Source organism: Bacteroides sedimenti, assembly GCF_040365225.1.
In the GTDB taxonomy this organism is placed as follows: Bacteria; Bacteroidota; Bacteroidia; order Bacteroidales; family Bacteroidaceae; genus Bacteroides; species Bacteroides sedimenti.
In genome coordinates this window covers 980,962-1,002,223 of record NZ_AP028055.1, presented here as the reverse complement: position 1 = coordinate 1,002,223, position 21,262 = coordinate 980,962, and the positions used below count along the sequence as shown (strand labels likewise).

The 21,262-nt window shown below is 39.0% G+C and carries 19 protein-coding genes; 4 read left to right on the top strand and 15 right to left on the bottom strand.

All coding sequences use genetic code 11. The annotated features are described in order from the left end of the window. Positions 1-11: 11 nt before the first annotated feature. From ABWU87_RS03985 to ABWU87_RS03970, 4 genes are all read right to left on the bottom strand, one after another. On the bottom strand, positions 12-815 hold the full coding sequence (locus ABWU87_RS03985; RefSeq protein ID WP_353334412.1) for an FKBP-type peptidyl-prolyl cis-trans isomerase: 804 nt from the start codon (positions 813-815) through the stop codon (positions 12-14). A gap of 174 nt (positions 816-989) precedes the next feature. After that, positions 990-1,475 carry a Cys-tRNA(Pro) deacylase gene (gene ybaK / locus ABWU87_RS03980; protein ID WP_353333487.1) on the bottom strand — a complete coding sequence of 162 codons (486 nt, stop codon included), beginning with the start codon at positions 1,473-1,475 and terminating at the stop codon, positions 990-992. Beyond that, on the bottom strand, positions 1,472-4,300 hold the full coding sequence (gene uvrA / locus ABWU87_RS03975; protein WP_353333485.1) for an excinuclease ABC subunit UvrA: 2,829 nt from the start codon (positions 4,298-4,300) through the stop codon (positions 1,472-1,474). The genes ybaK and uvrA overlap by 4 nt, the downstream gene beginning before the upstream one ends. A 10-nt stretch (positions 4,301-4,310) precedes the next feature. After that, positions 4,311-5,078 (bottom strand): gliding motility-associated C-terminal domain-containing protein, encoded by a 768-nt coding sequence (locus ABWU87_RS03970; RefSeq protein ID WP_353333483.1) that lies wholly within the window; start codon positions 5,076-5,078, stop codon positions 4,311-4,313. 185 nt (positions 5,079-5,263) lie between these two features. Here ABWU87_RS03970 and ABWU87_RS03965 point away from each other — a divergent pair, with 185 nt between their 5' ends. Both ABWU87_RS03965 and ABWU87_RS03960 read left to right on the top strand, forming a co-directional pair. Next, entirely contained in the window at positions 5,264-7,045 is a 1,782-nt protein-coding gene (locus ABWU87_RS03965; RefSeq protein ID WP_353334411.1) for an amino acid ABC transporter substrate-binding protein, read from the top strand. Between the two features lie 3 nt (positions 7,046-7,048). Further along, the gene (locus ABWU87_RS03960) at positions 7,049-7,735 is read left to right on the top strand and encodes a porin family protein (RefSeq protein WP_353333482.1); all 687 of its coding nucleotides are present in this window, start codon (positions 7,049-7,051) and stop codon (positions 7,733-7,735) included. A 130-nt stretch (positions 7,736-7,865) separates the two neighbouring features. Here the strand turns inward: ABWU87_RS03960 and ABWU87_RS03955 are convergent, their stop codons facing one another. From ABWU87_RS03955 to ABWU87_RS03935, 5 genes are all read right to left on the bottom strand, one after another. Beyond that, on the bottom strand, positions 7,866-8,321 hold the full coding sequence (locus tag ABWU87_RS03955) for a DUF4293 domain-containing protein (RefSeq protein WP_353333480.1): 456 nt from the start codon (positions 8,319-8,321) through the stop codon (positions 7,866-7,868). A gap of 64 nt (positions 8,322-8,385) precedes the next feature. Continuing rightward, positions 8,386-8,721, bottom strand: a complete 336-nt coding sequence (locus tag ABWU87_RS03950; RefSeq protein ID WP_353333479.1) for a DNA-directed RNA polymerase subunit omega — start codon at positions 8,719-8,721, stop codon at positions 8,386-8,388. A 16-nt stretch (positions 8,722-8,737) separates the two neighbouring features. Beyond that, positions 8,738-9,541 carry an outer membrane protein assembly factor BamD gene (locus ABWU87_RS03945; protein WP_353333477.1) on the bottom strand — a complete coding sequence of 268 codons (804 nt, stop codon included), beginning with the start codon at positions 9,539-9,541 and terminating at the stop codon, positions 8,738-8,740. 104 nt (positions 9,542-9,645) lie between these two features. Next, complete coding sequence (locus ABWU87_RS03940; protein WP_353333476.1) at positions 9,646-10,071, bottom strand: amino acid-binding protein; 426 nt, start codon at positions 10,069-10,071, stop codon at positions 9,646-9,648. 52 nt (positions 10,072-10,123) lie between these two features. Continuing rightward, the gene (locus tag ABWU87_RS03935) at positions 10,124-11,422 is read right to left on the bottom strand and encodes a phenylacetate--CoA ligase family protein (protein ID WP_353333475.1); all 1,299 of its coding nucleotides are present in this window, start codon (positions 11,420-11,422) and stop codon (positions 10,124-10,126) included. 433 nt (positions 11,423-11,855) lie between these two features. Between ABWU87_RS03935 and uvrB the strand changes: the two genes are divergently transcribed. Beyond that, positions 11,856-13,886, top strand: a complete 2,031-nt coding sequence (uvrB, locus tag ABWU87_RS03930; RefSeq protein ID WP_353333473.1) for an excinuclease ABC subunit UvrB — start codon at positions 11,856-11,858, stop codon at positions 13,884-13,886. Between the two features lie 196 nt (positions 13,887-14,082). Here the strand turns inward: uvrB and ABWU87_RS03925 are convergent, their stop codons facing one another. The 5 genes from ABWU87_RS03925 to serC form a co-directional block, all read right to left on the bottom strand. Next, positions 14,083-14,583: a flavin reductase family protein gene (locus tag ABWU87_RS03925; protein WP_434533904.1), complete on the bottom strand. Its 501-nt coding sequence runs from the start codon at positions 14,581-14,583 to the stop codon at positions 14,083-14,085. 69 nt (positions 14,584-14,652) lie between these two features. Further along, the gene (locus ABWU87_RS03920) at positions 14,653-15,264 is read right to left on the bottom strand and encodes an IMPACT family protein (RefSeq protein WP_353334409.1); all 612 of its coding nucleotides are present in this window, start codon (positions 15,262-15,264) and stop codon (positions 14,653-14,655) included. Positions 15,265-15,369: 105 nt separating this feature from the next. Then, positions 15,370-16,617 carry a DUF1015 domain-containing protein gene (locus ABWU87_RS03915; protein ID WP_353333471.1) on the bottom strand — a complete coding sequence of 416 codons (1,248 nt, stop codon included), beginning with the start codon at positions 16,615-16,617 and terminating at the stop codon, positions 15,370-15,372. Positions 16,618-16,851: 234 nt separating this feature from the next. Then, complete coding sequence (locus ABWU87_RS03910) at positions 16,852-17,772, bottom strand: NAD(P)-dependent oxidoreductase (RefSeq protein ID WP_353333469.1); 921 nt, start codon at positions 17,770-17,772, stop codon at positions 16,852-16,854. 97 nt (positions 17,773-17,869) lie between these two features. Next, the gene (gene serC / locus ABWU87_RS03905) at positions 17,870-18,937 is read right to left on the bottom strand and encodes a 3-phosphoserine/phosphohydroxythreonine transaminase (protein WP_353333468.1); all 1,068 of its coding nucleotides are present in this window, start codon (positions 18,935-18,937) and stop codon (positions 17,870-17,872) included. Positions 18,938-19,182: 245 nt separating this feature from the next. Between serC and ABWU87_RS03900 the strand changes: the two genes are divergently transcribed. Continuing rightward, the gene (locus ABWU87_RS03900; RefSeq protein ID WP_353333467.1) at positions 19,183-19,527 is read left to right on the top strand and encodes a phage holin family protein; all 345 of its coding nucleotides are present in this window, start codon (positions 19,183-19,185) and stop codon (positions 19,525-19,527) included. Positions 19,528-19,862: 335 nt separating this feature from the next. Here ABWU87_RS03900 and ABWU87_RS03895 read toward each other — a convergent pair whose 3' ends face one another. Next, positions 19,863-21,188 (bottom strand): DEAD/DEAH box helicase, encoded by a 1,326-nt coding sequence (locus ABWU87_RS03895; protein WP_353333465.1) that lies wholly within the window; start codon positions 21,186-21,188, stop codon positions 19,863-19,865. Between the last annotated feature and the right edge of the window lie 74 nt (positions 21,189-21,262).

Sequence of the window (21,262 nt, the reverse complement as noted above, 5' to 3'; positions counted from 1 at the left end):
AATAATATTCTTTACTTTTCAATGCTCAATAGTTCAACCTCGAAAATTAATGTGGAGAATGGTTTGATAGGGCCAGCTTCTCTTGAACCATAACCCAATTCCTGAGGGATATAAAGAATCCATTTTGAACCTACAGGCATCATAGTGAGTGCCTCTGTCCATCCTTTAATTACCTGACCAGCTTCAAATGTTGCCGGTTCGTTTCTTTTATAAGAGCTGTCAAACTCTGCACCATCAATTGTAGTTCCTTTATAGTGAACTTTTACTTTACTTTCTGCAGTAGGTATTTCACCTGAGCCTTTTGTAATGACCTTATATTGCAAACCGCTTGCAGTGGTAACCACTCCTTCTTTCAGTTTATTCTCTGCAAGGAATTTAGCTCCTGCTTCCTTATTTGCACCGTATGTTTGTTCTGTAGATTTGTTTTTAAGTGCTTCCATATTTGTTCGGGCATACTCCTGAGCCTGTTCCATTGTCATCTTTTGGTCTTTTTCCAATGTCCCGGCAATAAATCCCGCCATAAAGTGGTCAACACTGATTGTCTTTGTTGAGTCTGCACCAAAAATTTCTTTATTAAGCTCGACAATCATTTGTTTCTTGATCTGCTGACCAATCTGAACTCCTGCCTGTAAAGCCTCTTGCTTCTTGTCTAACTTCTTAACTCCTTCATTTAATCCTTTGATAAATTCGTTGATGTATGCCGTATCCATCTTCAGATTGTTGACCAGATAATTTTTCAGTCCTTGTGTCTGAGCCATACCTATTGTATAAGCAATTGAATCCAGTTGATTATTCAGAGATACGGTAGGTGCCATTTTGGGAGTATCACCCTTCACCTTCTTTTCTGTTACTTTATTCTTCTTCTGTGCGCTTTTCACTGTTTGTGCATTCAGTTCCATGACATTGCTTTGCATGCAAAGAACGGCCACTAATAAAAGTAGTTTTTTCATCGTAGTTTAATTGGTATTTATTTTGATTAATAATTTTGTTTATTCCTCTTGTGTAAATAAGATACAGACTTCAGCCCTCACCTCTTTGATTAAATCCTGAGGATTGATTTTTATTTGAAGGCCACGCTGACCTGCACTTACATATATGTATGGAAATGTTTCACAGGTATAATGAATAAAGGTTTGAAAATGCTTTTTCATTCCTATCGGTGAACAGGCACCACGAATATAGCCAGTAACCGGAAGCAGCTCCTTCATAGGTATCATGTCACAACTTTTATTGCCAGACACTTTTGCTGCCAGTTTCAGATTAACCTCTTTATCACCTGGAACAATACAGACAAAGTAGCCAGTTTTGTCACCCTTTAACAACAGGGTTTTGAACACCTGATTTACGTCTTCTCCTAATTCCGTAGCTACATGGACGGCACTTAGATCGCTTTCGTCCACTTCGTAAGGAATCAATTCATAGTCAATCTTAGCTTTGTCGAGTAAACGCACTGCATTGGTCTTATTTATTTTCATCTTTCCAGCTCCATTTTTAAGTACTTAGGAGTATACCCCTTTGCACTTTGTGCCACCTCTTCGGGAGTGCCGCAACAAAGAAGCTCTCCTCCACCCTTTCCTCCTTCGGGTCCCATGTCAATAATATAATCGGCCATCTTGATCACATCGAGATTATGTTCGATGACGATGACTGTATTTCCTTTGTCTACAAGTTTATTAAGCACTCCCATCAATACCCGGATATCCTCGAAATGAAGTCCGGTTGTAGGTTCGTCAAGAATATAAAGAGTCTTACCGGTATCGCGTTTAGCAAGTTCCGTTGCCAGCTTAACACGCTGGCTTTCTCCTCCGGATAGCGTGGTTGAAGGTTGGCCAAGCCTGATATATCCCAGACCAACCTCTTGCAACACTTTGATTTTATTTAATATCTGCGGAACATTCTCAAAGAATTCCACAGCTCGATTAATTGTCATATCCAGCACATCGGCAATGGATTTTCCCTTAAAACGAACTTCCAGTGTTTCACGGTTGTAGCGTTTGCCATGACACACCTCACAAGGCACATAGACATCGGGTAGGAAATTCATCTCGATTGTTTTATATCCGTTGCCAGAGCAAGCTTCACATCTTCCACCGGAAACATTAAAAGAGAAACGACCAGCTTTATACCCTCTAATCTTTGCTTCTGGGAGTCCAACAAAAAGAGATCGGATATCCGAAAAGACACCAGTGTAGGTAGCCGGGTTGGAACGTGGAGTTTTACCCAGCGGGGACTGATCTACATTTACAATTTTATCAATATGTTCAATGCCTTCAATTGACTCGTAAGGTAACGGATCCTGCAATGAATGATAGAATTTCTGCGAAAGAATAGGCTGCAATGTGTTATTAATCAGCGATGACTTTCCGCTACCAGACACCCCTGTTACACAGATTAGCTTTCCTAAAGGGAAATCAACGGTCACTCCTTTCAGGTTATTCCCGCGTGCACCTTTCAGGGTAAGCACCATTCCATTACCTTTTCTTCTTTTGGCCGGAATTTCAATTTTCTTCTTTCCATTCAGGTATTGCGAGGTTAATGTCTCGGTCTTTATCATCTCTTGAGGAGTACCGGCAAAAACCACTTCCCCACCATAACGACCAGCTTTTGGACCCATATCAACAATATAATCGGCTGCCATCATCATGTCTCTGTCATGCTCAACAACAATAACAGAATTGCCCGAATCACGTAATGTTTTCAAAGAATTAATCAATCGGATATTATCCCGTTGATGTAACCCGATACTAGGTTCATCAAGAATATACAATACATTCACCAGCTGAGAGCCGATTTGAGTTGCCAGACGAATACGTTGACTCTCCCCACCAGAAAGCGTAGCCGATGAGCGTTTGAGGGAAAGATATTCCAACCCAACATCAAGCAGAAACTTCAGTCGGGTACGTATCTCTTTCAGTATTTCAAATGCTATTTTATTTTGTTTCTCACTTAAATATTGATCCACATTCATGAGCCATTCGTAGAGTTCGGAAATATCCATAGATGAAAGCTCGTCGATATTCTTATCGTGAATGCGGAAATGAAGTGCTTCTTGGTTTAGTCTGGCTCCCTTACATTCGGGGCAAACCGTTGTAACCGAAAACTGTTCAGCCCATTTTTGTGCAGTGGCAGAAGAATCTTTCTCCTGAAGCATCAGTATATATTTTATTACTCCTTCGAACTCCATAAAGTAATCCGAAGAGAGCCCCATCAGACTCCTGTCAATTTTGATTCTTTCTTCCGACCCATACAGAATTTCTTCAATGCAATCTTCAGGAAGATCTTTGATTGGTGTCTTCAGTTTTGCATCATGACGGTTTAAGATGGCAGTAATCTGCCAAAAGATTAACGCATTTCGATGTTTGCCCAACGGGACTATCCCCCCTTCATAGATGGAAAGGTCACGATTCGGGATAATCTTATCAGTATCTATCATGTTAATAGCTCCTAACCCTTTGCATTTGGGACAGGCTCCCTGTGGCGAGTTAAAGGAAAAATTATGCGGAGCAGGATCACGATAGGATAATCCGGTGACAGGACACATCAGTTTCTTACTGTAATGACGTACACTCTGTGTCTGGGCATCAAGAATCATTACCAGTCCTTCTCCCTGAAGCATAGCAACTGCAACGCTATCTTTAAGGCGCTTATAATCTTTCTCGCTTACAATAAGCTTATCGATTACCACTTCTATATCGTGATTCTTATACCGATCCAGTTTCATGCCGTGCATAATTTCACGGATATCTCCATCAACACGTACAGATAGATAGCCTTTTTTCCGAATCTGTTCGAAAAGTTCTTTATAATGTCCTTTTCTGGCCTTAACAAGAGGTGCCAGCAGATATATTTTCTTACCTTTATAATCGTGCAGAATCATTTCAAGAATCTTCTCTTCGGTATATTTCACCATTTTCTCTCCCGACAGATAAGAGTAAGCCTCTCCCGCCCTTGCATAAAGCAAACGAAGGTAATCGTAAACTTCCGTTGTAGTTCCTACCGTAGAACGGGGATTCTTATTGGTCGTTTTTTGTTCTATTGAGATAACTGGGCTCAATCCGGTGATTTTATCTACATCCGGACGTTCCATATTACCTAAAAAATTGCGGGCATATGTAGAAAATGTCTCGATATATCTCCTTTGTCCTTCGGCAAAAATAGTATCAAATGCCAAAGAAGACTTGCCACTACCGCTTAAACCGGTAATAACAGTAAGACTGTTACGTGGTATATTTACATCTATATTTTTTAAATTGTGTACCCTGGCACCGTACACTTTAACCTGATCTGTTTCTTCAACCATATTTTATATTTTATTCTCCTGTTGCTCCACTGGTCTTTGAACCGGTGAAACCACGAAGAATATTTATATCTCCTTTGTGATTATACTTAATTCCATCTGAACCAACAGCCTGAACAACGATAAAATATACTCCATCCTTCACAGCTTTTCCATGAGAAGTACCATCCCATCCTTCGTCAGGGTTGTTCCATTTGAAGAGTTCTTGTCCCCAGCGATTAAAGACAACCGCATTAAACTTAATCAGCGATTTATGTTTTACCTTAAAAATATCGTTCACTCCGTCGTTGTTTGGCGAGAATGCATTCGGAACCTTCAGTTCAGATTCACTGATTACTACAGAAAAAGGGTCCGATTCATAAGTCAAATCTGCTGCTGTGTCAGTTATAAAAAGCTTTATGTAAGTTGTACCCGAAGTTGTGAAAGTATAGGTAACATTCTCGTCAAACCGACTTAAAAGAACAGAAGAAAAATCCGGTTTATCAGAAAACTTCCATTCATACCGTAAAGTTGATGAAGGATCTTTCACATTGGAAGTAAATTCCACCTCCATTGGTGCGGCTCCTGTAAATTGTTCGCCGGGATAAATAAGGTTTCCTTCAGTCGGTTTACCATTTTCGGAAAGTTGCCGTGCTGCAGGATTTGCATCAATCGTCTGAGCCAACATCTTAGCCGGAAAAACAAGTAAAAACATCGACAGACAAAGTAGTATCAGACGACTGCTTTTTTCTACAAAAATATTTTTAATTCTGTTATCTCTTGAGTTCATAAAATTAATCATATCTGTTCTCTTTAAGTGCCTATATACACTTAACGGGATATTTGCAAAATTAATGTTTCCTGCCGAATTATTTATTTAAAAAAAGGAATATTATTTTCTTAACTCATTATATAATGTGAATATTGCAGTTTTTTGTACCTTTGCTTCTCGTTCCAGAATACAAAATATTAATGATATTAAAATTCATGAAGTCATTGAAGTCATTGTACATTGCACTGTTATTTTCAGGGCTTTCTTTTTTTACAGCCTACGCTCAGGAAAGTAATACATATTTTCTCCATACAATAGAAAAAGGACAAAGTCTTTATTCCATAGCAAGTACATACAATGTAAGCACAGTTGACATTATCAAACTGAATCCCGGATGTGATGAAAAAATATTTGTCGGACAAAAATTGAGGATTCCGCAGAATAAATCAAAAAAACAGACACAGCAGTTTCATACAATACAACCAGGAGAAACACTTTATAGCCTTACAGTAAAATATAAAGTCTCCTCACAAGATATATGTGACCTCAATCCAGGATTGAGTCCTGAAAATTTCAAATCCGGACAGGTAATCATCATTCCTGCAGGCAGCTCTCTAAATGAGCAGAAGAATGCAAACGCGCCTGCGTCAGTTACTCAAACAAGTGTACGTCCTGCAGTTACATCCAAATGCAAGGAGATGCACAAAGTTAAAAGCAAGGAGACTATTTTCAGCATTTGCCAGATGTATAATATTACTCAAAAAGAGTTGATTGCTGCCAATCCGGAACTAAAAGATGGAATAAAAAAAGGAAATTTGATATGCATCCCTTACCCTGCCCCTATTGAAGAAAAGAAAGAACAGAAAGTGATTCCGAATGATAATGAATTGTTCACTGTACAAAAATCAAAAGGCGAAAAGCTCTCGACTATCAAGGCGGCAATCATACTGCCATTTATGCTTGATGGTGGCGGCAAGGCCGAATCGGCTCGAATGGTTGAATATTACGAAGGATTCCTGATGGCTGTAGATAGTTTAAAAGAGAGTGGTGCATCCATTGACCTGTACGTTTATGATTCCGGAGATGCGAATGCAAACATTAACACAATTCTGGAAAAAGATGAGCTAAAAAGAATGAACATCATTTTTGGCCCCATGCACAGCAATCATATAAAGCCTTTAGCTAGCTTTGCAAAGAAAAATAAGATAAGACTGGTAATTCCATTCAGTTCAAAGGATAATCAGGTATTCAACAACCCCTATGTATTCCAGATTAACACCCCTCAGTCTTATTTGTACTCGGAAGTGTACGAACATTTCCTGCGGAAGTTCCCATCTCCAAATGTAATATTTCTGGATGCCGATGATAGCGACGGTGAGAAGAAAGAATTTATCAAAGGTTTTCAGCACGAACTGATGACTCAGAATTTCTCTTTTAAAACAGTTAAAGCAACTGGAGATGCAACTCTTTTTAAAACAGCATTAAGCAGCTCCAAAGAGAATATATTTATACCAACTTCAGGTTCAAATACAACACTGATTAAGTGTCTTCCTCAATTACAGAAGTTGGTTAAGGATAACCCGAACTTCAACATTCACCTGTTTGGTTATCCAGAATGGCAAACCTATACAAAAGACCACCTAGCAAGCTTTTATGAACTGAACACTTATTTTTATTCATCATTTTATACCAACAACCTATTGCCGGAAGCTGTTAAATTTATCTCATCCTACCGCAAATGGTACAGTAAAGATATGATTAATACTTATCCTAAATATGGCATGTTGGGTTTTGATATGGGATACTTCTTCCTGAAAGCATTGTCTATATACGGAACTGATTTTGAACGAGATTTCTCACAGATGAATGGGGTTCGTCCAATTCAGACTGGATTCAGATTTGAAAGGGCAAACAACTGGGGCGGATTCATCAATAAAAAAGTGTTCTTCGTTAATTTCTCGAAGAACTATGAACTGATTAAATACGATTTTGAATAACTTATGAATAAATACTTTTTAATTCTATTGCTATTAGGGATATCAATTCCCGCTGCGGCACAGCTTGGAGAACAGAAAAACAACCTCTCATTCGGTTTTAACGGTGGAGTTAATAACAATCAGGTATCTTTTTTACCCAATATCAAACAAAAAGGATATATGGCTTATACAGGGGGGGTAACTGCACGTTATATCTCCGAAAAATATTTCGCCATGATTTGCGGAGTTCAATTGGAACTGAATTACTCTCAAAGAGGCTGGGAAGAGAAGATTGAAGATAATGCAAACACATACAGCCGCACGATGAATTATCTGGAAGTGCCATTCCTGGCTCATCTGGCTTTTGGAAAAGAGAAAGGAACTCAATTCTTTGTCAACGCCGGCCCTCAAATTGCTTTTTTGCTGAACGAAAAGGAACATTACAGCTCTGACTGGGATGCCAGTAAACGTCCTAACGGTATAAACTACCAGTATGGCAAGATGGCTGACAATCGATTTGATTACGGACTTGTGGGAGGAGCCGGATTTGAAATAAAGACAGGAGTTGGCAATTTCTTATTAGAAGGACGTTATTATCTTGGTCTGTCTGACTTCTATACCAACAATAAAGCAAATATCAATAACTTCGAAAAATCTTCAAACAGCACTCTATCGGCTAGATTAACCTACCTGTTTGATATTTCAAAATAAAATCGTTGTTGAAACCACTAATATATTTAAAAGCTAAAAAAGCTAGTCACTTAAGTGCAATTAACAAGAAAGGCTGTTTTGATATTGAAACAGCCTTTCTTGTTATAAATTCGTTAAGAAGTATTTTAAATTATCTGATTCTGTCGGCAGCTTTAACCATTGCATCATCCTTGCGGATAGAACGAAATGCCAGGTAGGTAAGAATCAACGATATCACCGGAAGGCAAAGACCGAACGAGAATTGAAAGCTGACATTACTACTACCTTTTGTCATAAGAATAAACATAAGATATACCAGATAATAACCAGCAATAATGAGCGAGTTGAACACACACATTCTCATCTGAAGCTTTCTGTTTTTAAACAAGAATATTGTAGCAAAGGCTATCATAGCTGCTAAAATCAATATAGCCAACTGCCCCCAGGGAGTATAATTCAAGCCGGCGCTTGGAAGAGTTATGTTCAATGGGGTGAATGGATAAGTCAATCCGTTTGTATCGATGAAAGAACCAACCGGTATAAAAATGGTGATAGTCAGCAATGCTGCCACCAATAATAAATAAACAGTTTGAATGCGTTGTATCATAATAATCTTTAGTGTTAATAACAAAAAGGCCGCTTCAGTAAAGAAACGGCCTTATCTGAAGAGTTTATTGCAATTTTTCTTTTTCTTTTGCTGGATTTCTGTAATATACCTTACCTTCCTGATATTCCTGAGCGGCAATCAAGGTTGGTTTAGGCAATTTTTCGTAATACCGAGAGATTTCAATTTGCTCTCTGTTTTCAAATACTTCTTCCATATTATCGGTATATGAAGCAAACTCCTGCAGCTTTTTAGACAAGTCACTTTTGATTTCGACTGATATCTGATTTGCGCGTTTACCAATAATTGAAACAGTTTCATAAACATTACCGGTATCAGAACACAGATCCATCATGTCACGGGTAATGGTGTTTGACGGAGCATTTGTTTTTTTGTAATCCATAATCTTATTTATATAATTATTCTTTAACTTTTTTACTTGACTCTTTAAATATCTTCTCTATTTCTTTTGAGTGCTTGCTTTCAGGGAATTCATTCTTGAATGCGTAATATTCATCTATCGTTTCACGGAAACGATCTGCCTGCTTTTCTACAACACTTTGAACAGCCATTTCGTATTTAGAACGCAAAACCAGAAGAGAAAGTTCTTCACGAAGTTTTGCAAACGGATAATCTTTCAATGCATTTTGTGCTGTAATAATACATGATTCGTAATTATTACCCATGTAATTTCCTAAATCATAGTAAAGTTTTGCAGATAAATACTCTTTTTGCACCAGTTTATCCTGCAATTCAAAGACCATATCCTGCGCCTCCTGTTTTTTGGAACTTTGCGGGAAATATTCCATAAACATCTGCAGTTCCTGAATAGCCTTATACGTTCCAGACTGGTCAAGTCTTGCTTCCGGAGTATCCAGACACAATGCTTTTCCTGCATGAAAACGAGCAAGCTCTACAAACGTACCACGAGGATACGTATTATAGTAAGTGGTAAAATAATGAGAAGCTGTTACATAATCCTGCTGATTATAATAACTCATAGCCAACATATATAAAGACTCCTCAGCCTTATCAGTACCCTTTAACTGGATAATCATATCCTCGAGCAGAGTAGCCGACTTCGAGTATTTACCATTAGCGAAATAATTCTTAGCCGCCTCGTATTTGTACTCATAATCAGTACTCTTTAAAATTTTATTGTATTCTCCACACGAAGAGAGAGCACCAGCTATAAGTATTGTAAGGATGATATTTCTTTTCATTTCGTTCAAAATAATGCGCAAAGTTACTGAATCTCATCGAATAATACAATTATTCAATGTTTTTTATATAAAAATAATGATTACAAACCTGGAATAATCTTCTTTTATAACCGGTACAGGTCGCTGGCTGCAAGTAAGTCCACCTTTTTATCTGTCAACACCTTTATACAAGTTTCCATATTGCTTGGACGAATAATGACATTGGCAGAGTCATTATTTGCAAACGAGTACATGTATTCTATAAACACTCCTGCTTCCGACAAGTAATTAAGAACCTTTGCCAATGCGCCCGGCACATTAGGGCAATTGATTCCGACCACATCGGTTATATTTACAGCGAAATGATTTTCCTTCAAAACTTTATACGCTTTGTCGGGGTCGGAAACGATTCCGCGAAGAATGCCAAAGTCTGCATTTTCGGCTATGCACAGCGCTGAGAGGTTGATTCCTTCACGAGCCAAAACTTCCGTTACTTCAGTGAGTCTTCCAAACTTGTTTTCCAGGAAGATGGATAATTGTTTTGCTACCATAACATTATGATTTACATTATATTAATTATGAATAGATTTACTAAAGAATTAATTATAGTTTTCGTTTATCAATCACCCTCTTGGCTTTACCCACACTTCTTTCAATGCTACGAGGTTCAACCAGTTTTACATCGACTCCTAATCCGAGAACGCTTTGTAAACGAGACGTGATTTGCTTCTTCAAGGCCAGCATCTTATTGATTTCATCGGAATAAAATTCCGGACGAACTTCAACTTTAAGCTCCATTCTGTCAGTATTGTTTATACGATCTACTGTAAGCAGGTAATGAGGTTCAAATTCCGGCAAACCAAGAATCACATCTTCAATCTGTGACGGGAACACATTCACACCACGAATAATCAGCATATCATCGCTTCTTCCCAAAATACGATCCATTCTAACCAAAGTTCGGCCACATTCGCAAGTTTCGTAATGCAGCGCGGTAAGATCCTTAGTGCGATAGCGCAACAGAGGCATACCTTCCTTGGTGAGGTGCGTGAAAACAAGTTCTCCTTGCTGACCAGGTTCTACTGGTTGCAAAGTAACTGGATCGACAATTTCGGGGAAGAAATGATCTTCATTTAAGTGAGTACCACTTTGATGTTCGCACTCGAAACCAACTCCCGGACCAGAGATTTCACTTAGCCCGTAAATATCGTATGCTTTAATCTCCAGTTTTTCTTCAATCTCCTTACGCATAGCTTCCGTCCAGGGCTCAGCACCAAACACTCCCGCCTTCAGTTTAAAATCTTCACGAGGAATGCCAGAGTCTTTAATGGCATCGGCAATAAAAAGGGCGTATGATGGAGTGCAGCACAATACAGTTGTTCCAAAATCGTGCATCAGCTGAATTTGTTTATCCGTATTTCCGCTTGACATAGGTATCACAGAAGCACCGATGTTTTCTGCACCATAGTGTGCACCAAGTCCTCCGGTAAAGAGTCCGTATCCGTATGCAATCTGGAAAACGTCCTTATTGTCAGCCCCATAGGCTGTAAAACAACGGGAAAGACATTCAGTCCACAACGCAAGGTCCTTCCGGGTATATCCTACTACAGTCGGCTTTCCGGTTGTACCTGATGAGCCATGAATACGTACAATTTGCGACATGGGAACGGCACAAAGTCCGAATGGATAATTATCACGAAGATCTGTCTTGGTAGTAAATGGAAGTTTGCTAATATCTTCAACACCCTGTATGTCATCGGGAGTAATCCCTATTTCTTGCATTTTCTTTCTGTAAAATGGTGTATTCAGATACACATACTCTACCATCTTTTTTAATCTGATGCTCTGAATTTTGCGAAGCCCTTCGCGATCCATGCATTCGATACTTTCATTCCAAATCATGTTTATTTTAAGCTATGTTTTTATAGTTCGTATTCTGTTTGTGATAAACAGTCGCAAAGTAACAAAATAATTCCGAAAAACTATTATATACGGGGAGTTAATTAAAACAAACCGACAAACAGAAAGATTGGATCAACGACGCTTTTTCACTGCTTCACTTCCTTTATAAAATTACCAACTATACATTTAAGTTCTCTTGTACAAAAGAAAACAATCTTTTGTACAAAACAATTCATTCTTTTGTACAGAAGAATGAATTGTTTTGTACAAGAAAAAATCAACTCAACGTGATGTTTTAGAAAAACAACGGCACAAAAGTTGTAATTTTCCTATAATTAGTCTCAATAATCAATACAAAGCTTAAATATTAATTAAGCGCTCTCCTATTCTATCTCAAAAAATTGTACCTTTACATTTTAAAGAGTTACACAAGATGGATTTTGAATTAACATCAGATTATCAGCCCACCGGAGACCAGCCCGAAGCTATTGCACAGCTTACAGAAGGTGTTACGGGAGGTGTTCCCTCGCAAACACTTCTTGGTGTTACCGGTTCGGGGAAAACGTTTACAATTGCAAATGTAATTAAGAACGTAAATAAGCCAACATTGATTTTAAGTCACAATAAAACACTGGCAGCCCAGCTTTACGGAGAATTTAAAAGTTTTTTTCCGCATAATGCTGTTGAGTATTATGTTTCCTACTATGATTATTACCAGCCCGAAGCCTATCTTCCAAGTAGTGATACCTACATCGAGAAAGACCTTGCCATTAATGACGAAATAGATAAACTGAGGCTTGCGGCCACTTCTGCTTTGCTTTCCGGACGAAAAGATGTGATTGTGGTATCATCGGTTTCCTGTATTTATGGTATGGGAAATCCATCGGACTTTTACAACAATGTCATTGAAATTGAGCAGGGACGCACAGTAAATCGAAATGTTTTTCTGCGCAGATTGGTAGACAGTCTTTACTCTCGCAACGATGTAGATCTGAACCGAGGGAATTTCCGGGTAAAGGGAGACACCGTTGATATCTTTCTTGCCTATTCGGATAATATTCTGCGTGTAATTTTCTGGGGAGACGAGATTGATTCCATTGAAGAGATTGATCCTATTTCAGGATTAAAAACGGCCTCTTTCAGTGCTTATAAAATATATCCGGCAAATCTCTTTATGACAACCAAAGAGAGCACCCTGGCTGCGATACATCAAATTGAAGATGATCTAACAGAGCAAGTTAAGTTCTTTGAATCCATTGGTAAACCATACGAGGCCAAGCGAATTTATGAGCGAGTGACCTATGACATGGAGATGATGAGGGAACTGGGGCATTGTTCCGGGATTGAGAATTACTCCCGTTATTTTGACGGAAGGGCACCTGGCACGCGACCTTACTGTTTATTGGACTTCTTCCCCGACGACTTCCTGATGGTGATTGACGAAAGCCATGTAAGTGTTCCTCAAATCAGGGCAATGTATGGCGGAGACCGCGCACGAAAATTAAATCTGGTTGAATATGGATTCAGACTTCCCGCCGCCATGGACAATCGTCCTCTGAAGTTTGAAGAGTTTGAAGAGATGGCAAAACAGATCATCTATGTGAGCGCCACTCCTGCCGATTATGAACTGATAAGAAGTGAAGGCATTGTCGTGGAACAGGTTATCCGTCCAACCGGACTGCTGGACCCAATAATCGAGGTGCGCCCCAGTATGAACCAGATTGACGACCTGATGGAAGAGATTCAGCTGAGGATTGAAAAAGAAGAACGTGTTCTGGTTACCACACTAACCAAACGTATGGCCGAAGAATTGACTGATTATCTTTTACGCAATAATGTTCGTTGTAACTATATCCACAGCGATGTAGACACAATGGAACGGGTAAAGATTATGGAAGACCTTCGCTCTGGTGTATACGATGTACTGATCGGTGTTAACCTGCTTCGTGAAGGGCTCGACCTACCCGAGGTTTCTCTTGTAGCAATTCTGGATGCTGACAAAGAGGGATTTCTACGTTCGCACCGTTCGCTTACGCAGACCGCCGGTAGAGCAGCAAGAAATGTGAACGGCAAAGTGATTATGTATGCAGATAAGATAACTGACAGCATGCAAAAGACGATAGACGAGACCAACCGCAGAAGGGAAAAGCAGCTGGCTTACAACGAAGCCAACGGGATTGTGCCGCAGCAGATAAAGAAAGCACTGAAAATGTCGGTATTTGGAAGTGCCGAAGAGCAACAAGCCACCAAAGTTCCGAAGGCTTACGTGGAACCTACAAGTACCAATGTGGCGGCCGACCCGATTGTTAAATACATGAACAAGTCTCAACTGGAAAAGAATATTGAAAAGATCCGGAAACAGATGCGTGATGCTGCCAAGAAGCTAGAATTCATTGAAGCGGCTCAGTACAGGGACGAATTGATAAAGCTGGAAGATTTACTGAAAGAGAAATTTCCTTCTTAGGGATTTGGTTGCTTCAATCTATATGGATTGAATTGAAGTAGGCCGATTTCCATCATAAAACAAACTACATAAGTCTAAAAATACCATAAAAAGCAGAAGTCACGCACTTGTATTACACTGTATTCAAGTGAGTTAAGTCGCAAGTGCGTGACTTATGCTACTTTTTAAATTTCATTTTATGGGTAGATGGGAGGAGTTATTTCCAAGCATTTACAATTTCGGCCACATACATCACATGCGGGTTACCTTTATGGGTGTACCACTTCTCTACCAGCTCAGCATCCATGAAGCTCTCTTTTTTGATTACTTCGCTATATAGTTTCTTGCATTCGAGGGTAAGACGCCCTTGCTCAAAAATCACGTTGCCAAGTTCGGTAGTAATTGGCTTCAATCCCGTCTCTTCTATCTTATCTGTATCGCGTCCTGATTTGCTTCCACAGATTTTGTGGACATCCTTGTTCTCTTCTCCAAGGAAAGAGATGGTGAAATAATCTTTTTTCTCAGTAAATTCGAAAGTGTAACGTTCCGGTCTTACAAAGATAAAGACTACTGGCTTATTCCAAAGATACCCTATCCCACCCCAATTTGCGGTCATGGTATTGAAATGTTCTTTATCACCCGCTGTAATCAGCATCCACTCGCTACTGAATGTCTCAAAAAAATTCTCGGTCAGTTTATTGGGTTCAATTCTTTCCATAATGGTTTATTTTATTCTGATTCAATATATCTTGTTGCATTAACCAAATAGAATCATCGCTATTTGGTTCTACTCCTCGTCTTCCTGGATTCTTGCAGTTTCCACCTTTTCAAGACGGGCTCTTAGTTTCGGCATTGCCGACTTCCTGATACGCAAAGTCATAACACAATCCATATCGTATGACTGATTTAGGATTTCAGGTTCCTCTTCCTTCACCACCCGCATAACATCGTTCATAAAAGGATATTCAAAAGAAAGTGTAATCTCCTCGTCTACTGTTTTTTCAATTATCGTGGCACTTGCAATTGCTTCCGCCGCCGCCGCTTTGTAGGCAACAATCAGTCCGCTGGTTCCCAGCTTGATACCACCAAAGTAGCGGACCACAATTATGAGGATGTCGGTAAGTTCGTTGGAATTAATTTGTCCCAGAATTGGTTTCCCCGCAGTACCGGATGGCTCTCCGTTGTCGTTTGCACGAAAATCTTTCCGTTCATGCCCCAACATATAAGCATAGCACACATGACGTGCATCGTAGTATTTCTTCTGATACTGTTCGAGATAGCTTTTTATCTCTTCAAGGGTTTGCACCGGTATGGCAAAAGCTATAAACTTACTCCTTTTTTCAGTATAAATAGCCTCTGAAATTTCGGTAATTGTTTTATATGTATCTTCATTCACCATCATTTTGCAAAGATACAAAAAAAATCACCACAGATTAATCGTGGGCACAGAACATTCTTGCATTGAGAACAACTGTGCAGACATTTAATCTGTGGTGAAAATATATTAACCCAGTTTGTGAATCACCAATCCTGAGCGTAATTTAGGTTCAAACCAAGTGGTTTTGGGTGGCATAATGTTTCCACTATCGGCAATATCCATCAGCTGTTTCATTGAAACCGGGTAGAGAGCAAGTGCAACCTTCATTTCACCGCTGTCCACTCGTTTGCTTAATTCGCTCAACCCACGAATTCCTCCCACAAAATCAATCCTTTTATCCGAACGAAGATCCTTGATACCAAGAATTTCATCGAGAATAAGATTTGATGAGATGGTAACATCCAACACGCCGATTGGGTCATTATCGTTATAAGTGCCTGGTTTTGCAGTCAGACTGTACCATTTTCCTTCCAGATAGAGGCCAAAATTATGCAAAGCGTTTGGTTTATAGACTTCAGTACACTTCTCTTCCACGATGAAATTCTTTTCTAATGCAGAAAGGAAAGCCTGAGGAGTAAGTCCGTTCAAGTCTTTAACCACACGATTGTAATCAATAATAGTCAACTGGTCGGCAGGAAAACAGACTGCCATGAAGTAATTATACTCTTCATCGCCTCTGTGGTTCGGATTCAGCTTGGCTTTCTCAGCTCCTACCAATGCAGCAGCGGCAGACCGATGATGACCGTCGGCAATGTACAAAGCCTGCATTGCTGCAAACTGTTTTGTGATAGCCTCAATGTCGTCGTTATCATCTATTATCCAGAGCTGATGACCAAAACCATCTCCCGGGGCGATAAAGTCATAAACCGGTTTATTGACTGTGTATTTCTTCACAATAGCATCAAGTGCAACATTCTCGGGATAAGCAAAGAACACAGGTTCCACATTTGCATTGTTCACACGAACATGTTTCATGCGGTCTTCCTCTTTGTCCCGACGGGTAAGCTCATGCTTTTTAATCACACCAGTCATGTAATCGTCCACATATGCGCAAACCACCAATCCATATTGTGTTTTGCCATTCATGGTTTGTGCATAGATATAATACTTTTCTGTATCATCCTGCACCAGCCAGCCTTTATCCTGGAACATCTGGAAGTTCTCGGCCGCTTTTGAATAAACTATTTCTTCGTGTTCATCCGTTCCAACCGGGAAATCAATCTCCGGTTTAATGATGTGATATAATGATTTCTCATTACCTTCCGCTTCTTTTCTTGCCTCTTCTGAGTTCAAAACATCGTAAGGGCGAGAAGCGACCTGCTCAACCAGGTTTTGTGGAGGACGAATACCTTTAAAAGGTTTTATGATTGCCATAATTAAATCTTATAAGGGTTTTTCTTTTTAACAATACACCAACACATATAGATAAATCCGATAAAGATAAAAGTAATAGAAATCCCTTCGCAAAAGCCTCTTGCAAAGTCTGACAAGCTATTTCTAAATATGTTGCTCAGAGAAAAAGTCATCAAGCCAACTGTGTAACAAAGCAAAATTCCGTATACAAGTATCTTTTTGTGCATTGTAAATCAGATTAGATTAAGGTTGCTATTACTTGTTTACTCTGAACTTCTCGCATCCGTCGTTCAGGAACCCAACAATCTGCACAGCAGCTGCAATTCCTGCATTGATATTTGCTTCGGCAGTCTGAGCTCCCATCTTTTTAGGAGTTGAGAAGTATCTTCCCGCAAAATTCTCATTGAATTTAGCATCGGCGGCTGGCATAATATCAGTTACGTATTTAAAGTCGACACGGTCTTGCATCAACTTGATCAATTCAGTTTCATTAATCACCTCTTTACGGGCTGTATTTACCAGGATTGCACCTTTTGGCATCTTATTCAGAAGTTCATAATTAATTGACTCTTTTGTTTCGGCAGTAGCAGGGATATGAAGCGAAACAATATCACTGGTAGAATATAATTCTTCTACAGAATCAGCCGCTTTAACTCCATCTTTCTCAATCACTTCCTTAGGACAGAATGCATCAAAAGCAAAGATTTCCATTCCAAAACCTTTAGCGATACGGGCTACATTACGACCTACGTTACCATAAGCGTGGATTCCCAGTTTCTTTCCCATCAATTCAGAGCCGGAAGTACCATTATAGAAATTACGAACAGCATAAACCATCATGCCAAGAGCCAGTTCGGCTACAGCATTAGAGTTCTGTCCCGGAGTATTCATTACACAAACACCATGAGCTGTAGCGGCATCTAAATCTACATTATCGTATCCGGCACCTGCACGAACAACTATTTTCAGTTCTTTAGCAGCATCGAAAACTTCAGCATCAATAATGTCGCTACGTATAATAATAGCATTAACATCCTTTACGGCATCTAGAAGTTGTTGCTTTTCAGTGTACTTTTCAAGCAATACAAGTTCATAGCCTGCAGCTTCGATCTCTTTGCGAATACCGTCTACTGCTACTTTAGCAAACGGCTTGTCAGTTGCGATTAATACTTTCATAAACAATATATTTATTAATAGTTCACCACAGATAGTACTGACCTGCAGATATCATTTAAAATGCAAAGACAGCACAACCTGTGGTGAAAAAATTATATTAGTGTAATTTTTCAAACTCTTGCATGCATGCAACCAGCGCTTCAACGCTTTCTTTTGGCAATGCATTGTAGCAAGAAGCACGGAATCCGCCAACAGAACGGTGTCCTTTTATACCAATCATACCTCTTTCAGTTGCGAACTTTTGGAATTCAGCTTCTAAGTCCTTGTACTCATCCTTCATTACGAAACAGATATTCATCAGTGAGCGGTCTTCTTTATTAGCCGTTCCTACAAATAACTTATTGCGATCGATTTCACCATAAAGCAGGTCTGCCTTTTCAAGAGCTCTTCTTTCCATCTCTTTCACGCCACCTTCAGCTTTGATCCAGCGAAGAGTTTCCATGGCTGCATAAATAGGCACAACCGGAGGAGTATTGAACATAGATCCTTCTTTTATATGTGTGCGATAATCAAGCATTGTTGGGATATAACGACTTACTTTACCGAGCGCTTCGTCTTTCACAATTACGAAAGTTACACCTGCCGGAGCAAGATTCTTCTGAGCGCCACCATATATTAATGCATATTTCGATACATCAATTGGGCGAGAAAAGATATCCGAAGACATATCTGCAATCAAAGGAATAGTAGAATCTATATCCTTACGAATTTCGGTACCATAGATTGTATTATTAGTGGTGATGTGAAAATAATCAGCATCGGCAGGAATAGTATAATCTTTAGGAATAAAAGTGTAATTAGCGTCAGCTGAAGAAGCAACCTCAACAACCTCGCCAAATCCTTTTGCTTCTTTCATCGCTTTTTTAGCCCAAACACCCGTGTTGAGGTAAGCAGCTTTTTTTTCAAGGAAGTTGAAAGGAACCATGCAAAATTCCAGACTTGCGCCACCACCCAAAAACAGAACAGAGTAGCCTTCAGGGATGTTTAACAGTTCTTTAAACAAAGCAACTGCTTCATCAATGACTGCCTGAAAATCTTTCGTGCGATGACTGATTTCCATCAGAGAAAGTCCCGAACCATTTAAATCTAATATTGCTTTCGCAGTATTTTCAATAGTAGATTGTGGAAGAATGGAAGGCCCGGCATTGAAATTATGCTTTTTCATTTTGTTGTTTTTTGGTTATACAATTAATTTACTATTTTTATAGATTTTGCGAAATTACAAATTTATTTTAGGGTAACAAGCTTTTTATTATAAAAATAAATTATAATATCTGCTTTTTGCTTTCTATTTATCCCCCAAAGCATATTTATACCAACATTTTGTAATCTATAAATTCATATATATTCGGAAAAACCGAACAATTTCATGCATATTTTCGTTTTTAAAATATAGTAAAGAAAGAAATTATGAAAGCAACTTTAAATTTTATTTCGTCAATATTGGTAACCTTTTTAACCATTATTCTGATGCCGGGAATTGAAACTGGAGGTATATGGTATGCTATTATGATTGCTATTCTGTTAGCCATTTTTAATATTTTAGTAAAACCTGGGCTTGAGCTTCTATCAATTATCCCAACTCTGCTGACTATCTTGCTTTTTTTGGTAGTTGTAAACGGCGCGATAATTATTATGGTCGACTGGCTTAGTGACAGCTTTAATGTGAATAGCTTCGGAACGGTCGTCATGTTCAGCATTATAGTATGCTTCTTAAATTGGGGGTTACACCGTATCTTCAGGAAGATGAAATAATGATATTGCACGCGAAACTTTAATTTTCGGATGAAACATAGATTAAACAGGCTAGTTTGATTCAGAAACTTACCTTTTGATAACTTTCTGATTGAATCACCCTTTTAATGTTTAAATGAAATCTTGTTGATTGCCTGTTTGGGTTATGAATTTACAGAAATACACTTTTAAAGCATATAAATCGAAATCCGACAATTTTCGTAATTTCTCGAGAATTGTCGGATTATCTTTTATCGTTATCGGAGCAGGTTCTCAACACTAATATCTTCATCTATCAATGTTGCTCAGCCTCTTTCTAGATTGTCTCAATGGTTCTATATACAACTGAAAATAAATTAATCGGCTTCTTCCATCTTAGTCTTCATTCCCTTAATCTTTTCTCCGCGAATCAGAGAAAGAGCTTGTTCAAATTTGGCTCTGCGGACTGCAACAAAGGCAAAATGCTCTTTTACATCAATCTGTCCGATATCATCCTTGCCTAATTTTCCTTTCTTGTGAAGGAATCCAACGATATCAATCTTGTTGACTTTGTCCTTTTTACCTTTCCCTATATAAAGGGTTGCCCAAAGAGGTTTAGAAGGTTTTGAAACAACAGCTGGCAATTCATATGTTTCTGGTTCATCAGCTATATATAAAGGAAGACTTTCTGATTCATTCAGAATAATGAATGCGCTTCCTTCAGCTTCCCAGCGAGCCGTCCTTCCGTTGCGATGAGTAAATGCATCTTCATTAATAGGAAGGTGGTAGTGAACAATATTCTCTATTTCAGGTATATCCAGACCACGAGAAGCAAGGTCGGTAGAAACGAATACATGGCAACTGCCATTTCGGAACTTATAAAGAGCCCGCTCACGATCTGGTTGTTCCATTCCTCCATGAAAATATTCATTGTAGAGTCCTCGTGAAGCCAGATAATCACTTACCCGCTCAACAGCATCTCGATGGTTACAGAATACAATTGTAGAACTGCTGCCTAATGTACAAAGCAGACGAAAAAGTGTTTCCAGCTTATCTTTATCTGGCGAAAACACCTTCATCAGTTTTAATCGTGCTGATTGTTCTTCTTCAACAAGAAAATTAAGCTTTATAGTTTCATTCAATCCGGTAAATTCAGGAATTTCTTCTGCATCAGTTGCTGAAAGCAGCATTCTTTTCTTAAGATTAGGCAATTGAGATATTATTTCAGCCATCTCATCATGAAAACCATATTCCAAAGACTTATCAAACTCATCGATTACCAGTGTATGAATTGTATCGGGTAAGAAATTACCTTTATTCAAATGGTCATTGATTCGTCCGGGGGTACCGATAATAATTGCCGGATGGTTACCCAGAATGCTCTTTTTTTCATCTGAAATAGGATGCCCTCCATAGCAACAGCAGGTTTTATATCCAGAATTCATTGCCTTAAAAACCGATTCAATCTGCAAAGCCAATTCACGCGATGGAACCAACACTAACCCCTGTATTGTTTGTTCCTGCGGTTTAAGCCCCTGCAATAAAGGAAGCAGATAAGCCAGTGTTTTCCCTGAACCGGTAGGCGAAAGTAATATCACATCATTACCTTGAGTACTTGCACTCAAAGATGCCTCCTGCATGGGATTCAACCTCTCAATTTGAAGGTTCTGAAGCGCTTTAGTAATTTCTTGTTTCATATTCATAATGCAAAAATAGGCTATTTATCAAAATAAGGAAGCATATTCCTCAATAAAAGAACGATACTACCTTTGTATGA

What these genes read in the sequence shown, in the direction of transcription:
- ABWU87_RS03935 (WP_353333475.1), bottom strand. Translation starts at nt 11,422, where the DNA reads ATGATTTGGAATGAAAGTATCGAATGCATGGATCGCGAAGGGCTTCGC.
- ABWU87_RS03945 (WP_353333477.1), bottom strand. Translation starts at nt 9,541, where the DNA reads ATGAAAAGAAATATCATCCTTACAATACTTATAGCTGGTGCTCTCTCT.
- ybaK (WP_353333487.1), bottom strand. Translation starts at nt 1,475, where the DNA reads ATGAAAATAAATAAGACCAATGCAGTGCGTTTACTCGACAAAGCTAAG.
- ABWU87_RS03985 (WP_353334412.1), bottom strand. Translation starts at nt 815, where the DNA reads ATGGCACCTACCGTATCTCTGAATAATCAACTGGATTCAATTGCTTAT.
- ABWU87_RS03970 (WP_353333483.1), bottom strand. Translation starts at nt 5,078, where the DNA reads ATGATTAATTTTATGAACTCAAGAGATAACAGAATTAAAAATATTTTT.
- ABWU87_RS03900 (WP_353333467.1), top strand. Translation starts at nt 19,183, where the DNA reads ATGAAAGCAACTTTAAATTTTATTTCGTCAATATTGGTAACCTTTTTA.
- ABWU87_RS03940 (WP_353333476.1), bottom strand. Translation starts at nt 10,071, where the DNA reads ATGGTAGCAAAACAATTATCCATCTTCCTGGAAAACAAGTTTGGAAGA.
- uvrA (WP_353333485.1), bottom strand. Translation starts at nt 4,300, where the DNA reads ATGGTTGAAGAAACAGATCAGGTTAAAGTGTACGGTGCCAGGGTACAC.
- serC (WP_353333468.1), bottom strand. Translation starts at nt 18,937, where the DNA reads ATGAAAAAGCATAATTTCAATGCCGGGCCTTCCATTCTTCCACAATCT.
- ABWU87_RS03950 (WP_353333479.1), bottom strand. Translation starts at nt 8,721, where the DNA reads ATGGATTACAAAAAAACAAATGCTCCGTCAAACACCATTACCCGTGAC.
- ABWU87_RS03955 (WP_353333480.1), bottom strand. Translation starts at nt 8,321, where the DNA reads ATGATACAACGCATTCAAACTGTTTATTTATTATTGGTGGCAGCATTG.
- ABWU87_RS03965 (WP_353334411.1), top strand. Translation starts at nt 5,264, where the DNA reads ATGAAGTCATTGAAGTCATTGTACATTGCACTGTTATTTTCAGGGCTT.
- ABWU87_RS03925 (WP_434533904.1), bottom strand. Translation starts at nt 14,583, where the DNA reads ATGGAAAGAATTGAACCCAATAAACTGACCGAGAATTTTTTTGAGACA.
- ABWU87_RS03915 (WP_353333471.1), bottom strand. Translation starts at nt 16,617, where the DNA reads ATGGCAATCATAAAACCTTTTAAAGGTATTCGTCCTCCACAAAACCTG.
- uvrB (WP_353333473.1), top strand. Translation starts at nt 11,856, where the DNA reads ATGGATTTTGAATTAACATCAGATTATCAGCCCACCGGAGACCAGCCC.
- ABWU87_RS03910 (WP_353333469.1), bottom strand. Translation starts at nt 17,772, where the DNA reads ATGAAAGTATTAATCGCAACTGACAAGCCGTTTGCTAAAGTAGCAGTA.
- ABWU87_RS03920 (WP_353334409.1), bottom strand. Translation starts at nt 15,264, where the DNA reads ATGGTGAATGAAGATACATATAAAACAATTACCGAAATTTCAGAGGCT.
- ABWU87_RS03895 (WP_353333465.1), bottom strand. Translation starts at nt 21,188, where the DNA reads ATGAATATGAAACAAGAAATTACTAAAGCGCTTCAGAACCTTCAAATT.
- ABWU87_RS03960 (WP_353333482.1), top strand. Translation starts at nt 7,049, where the DNA reads ATGAATAAATACTTTTTAATTCTATTGCTATTAGGGATATCAATTCCC.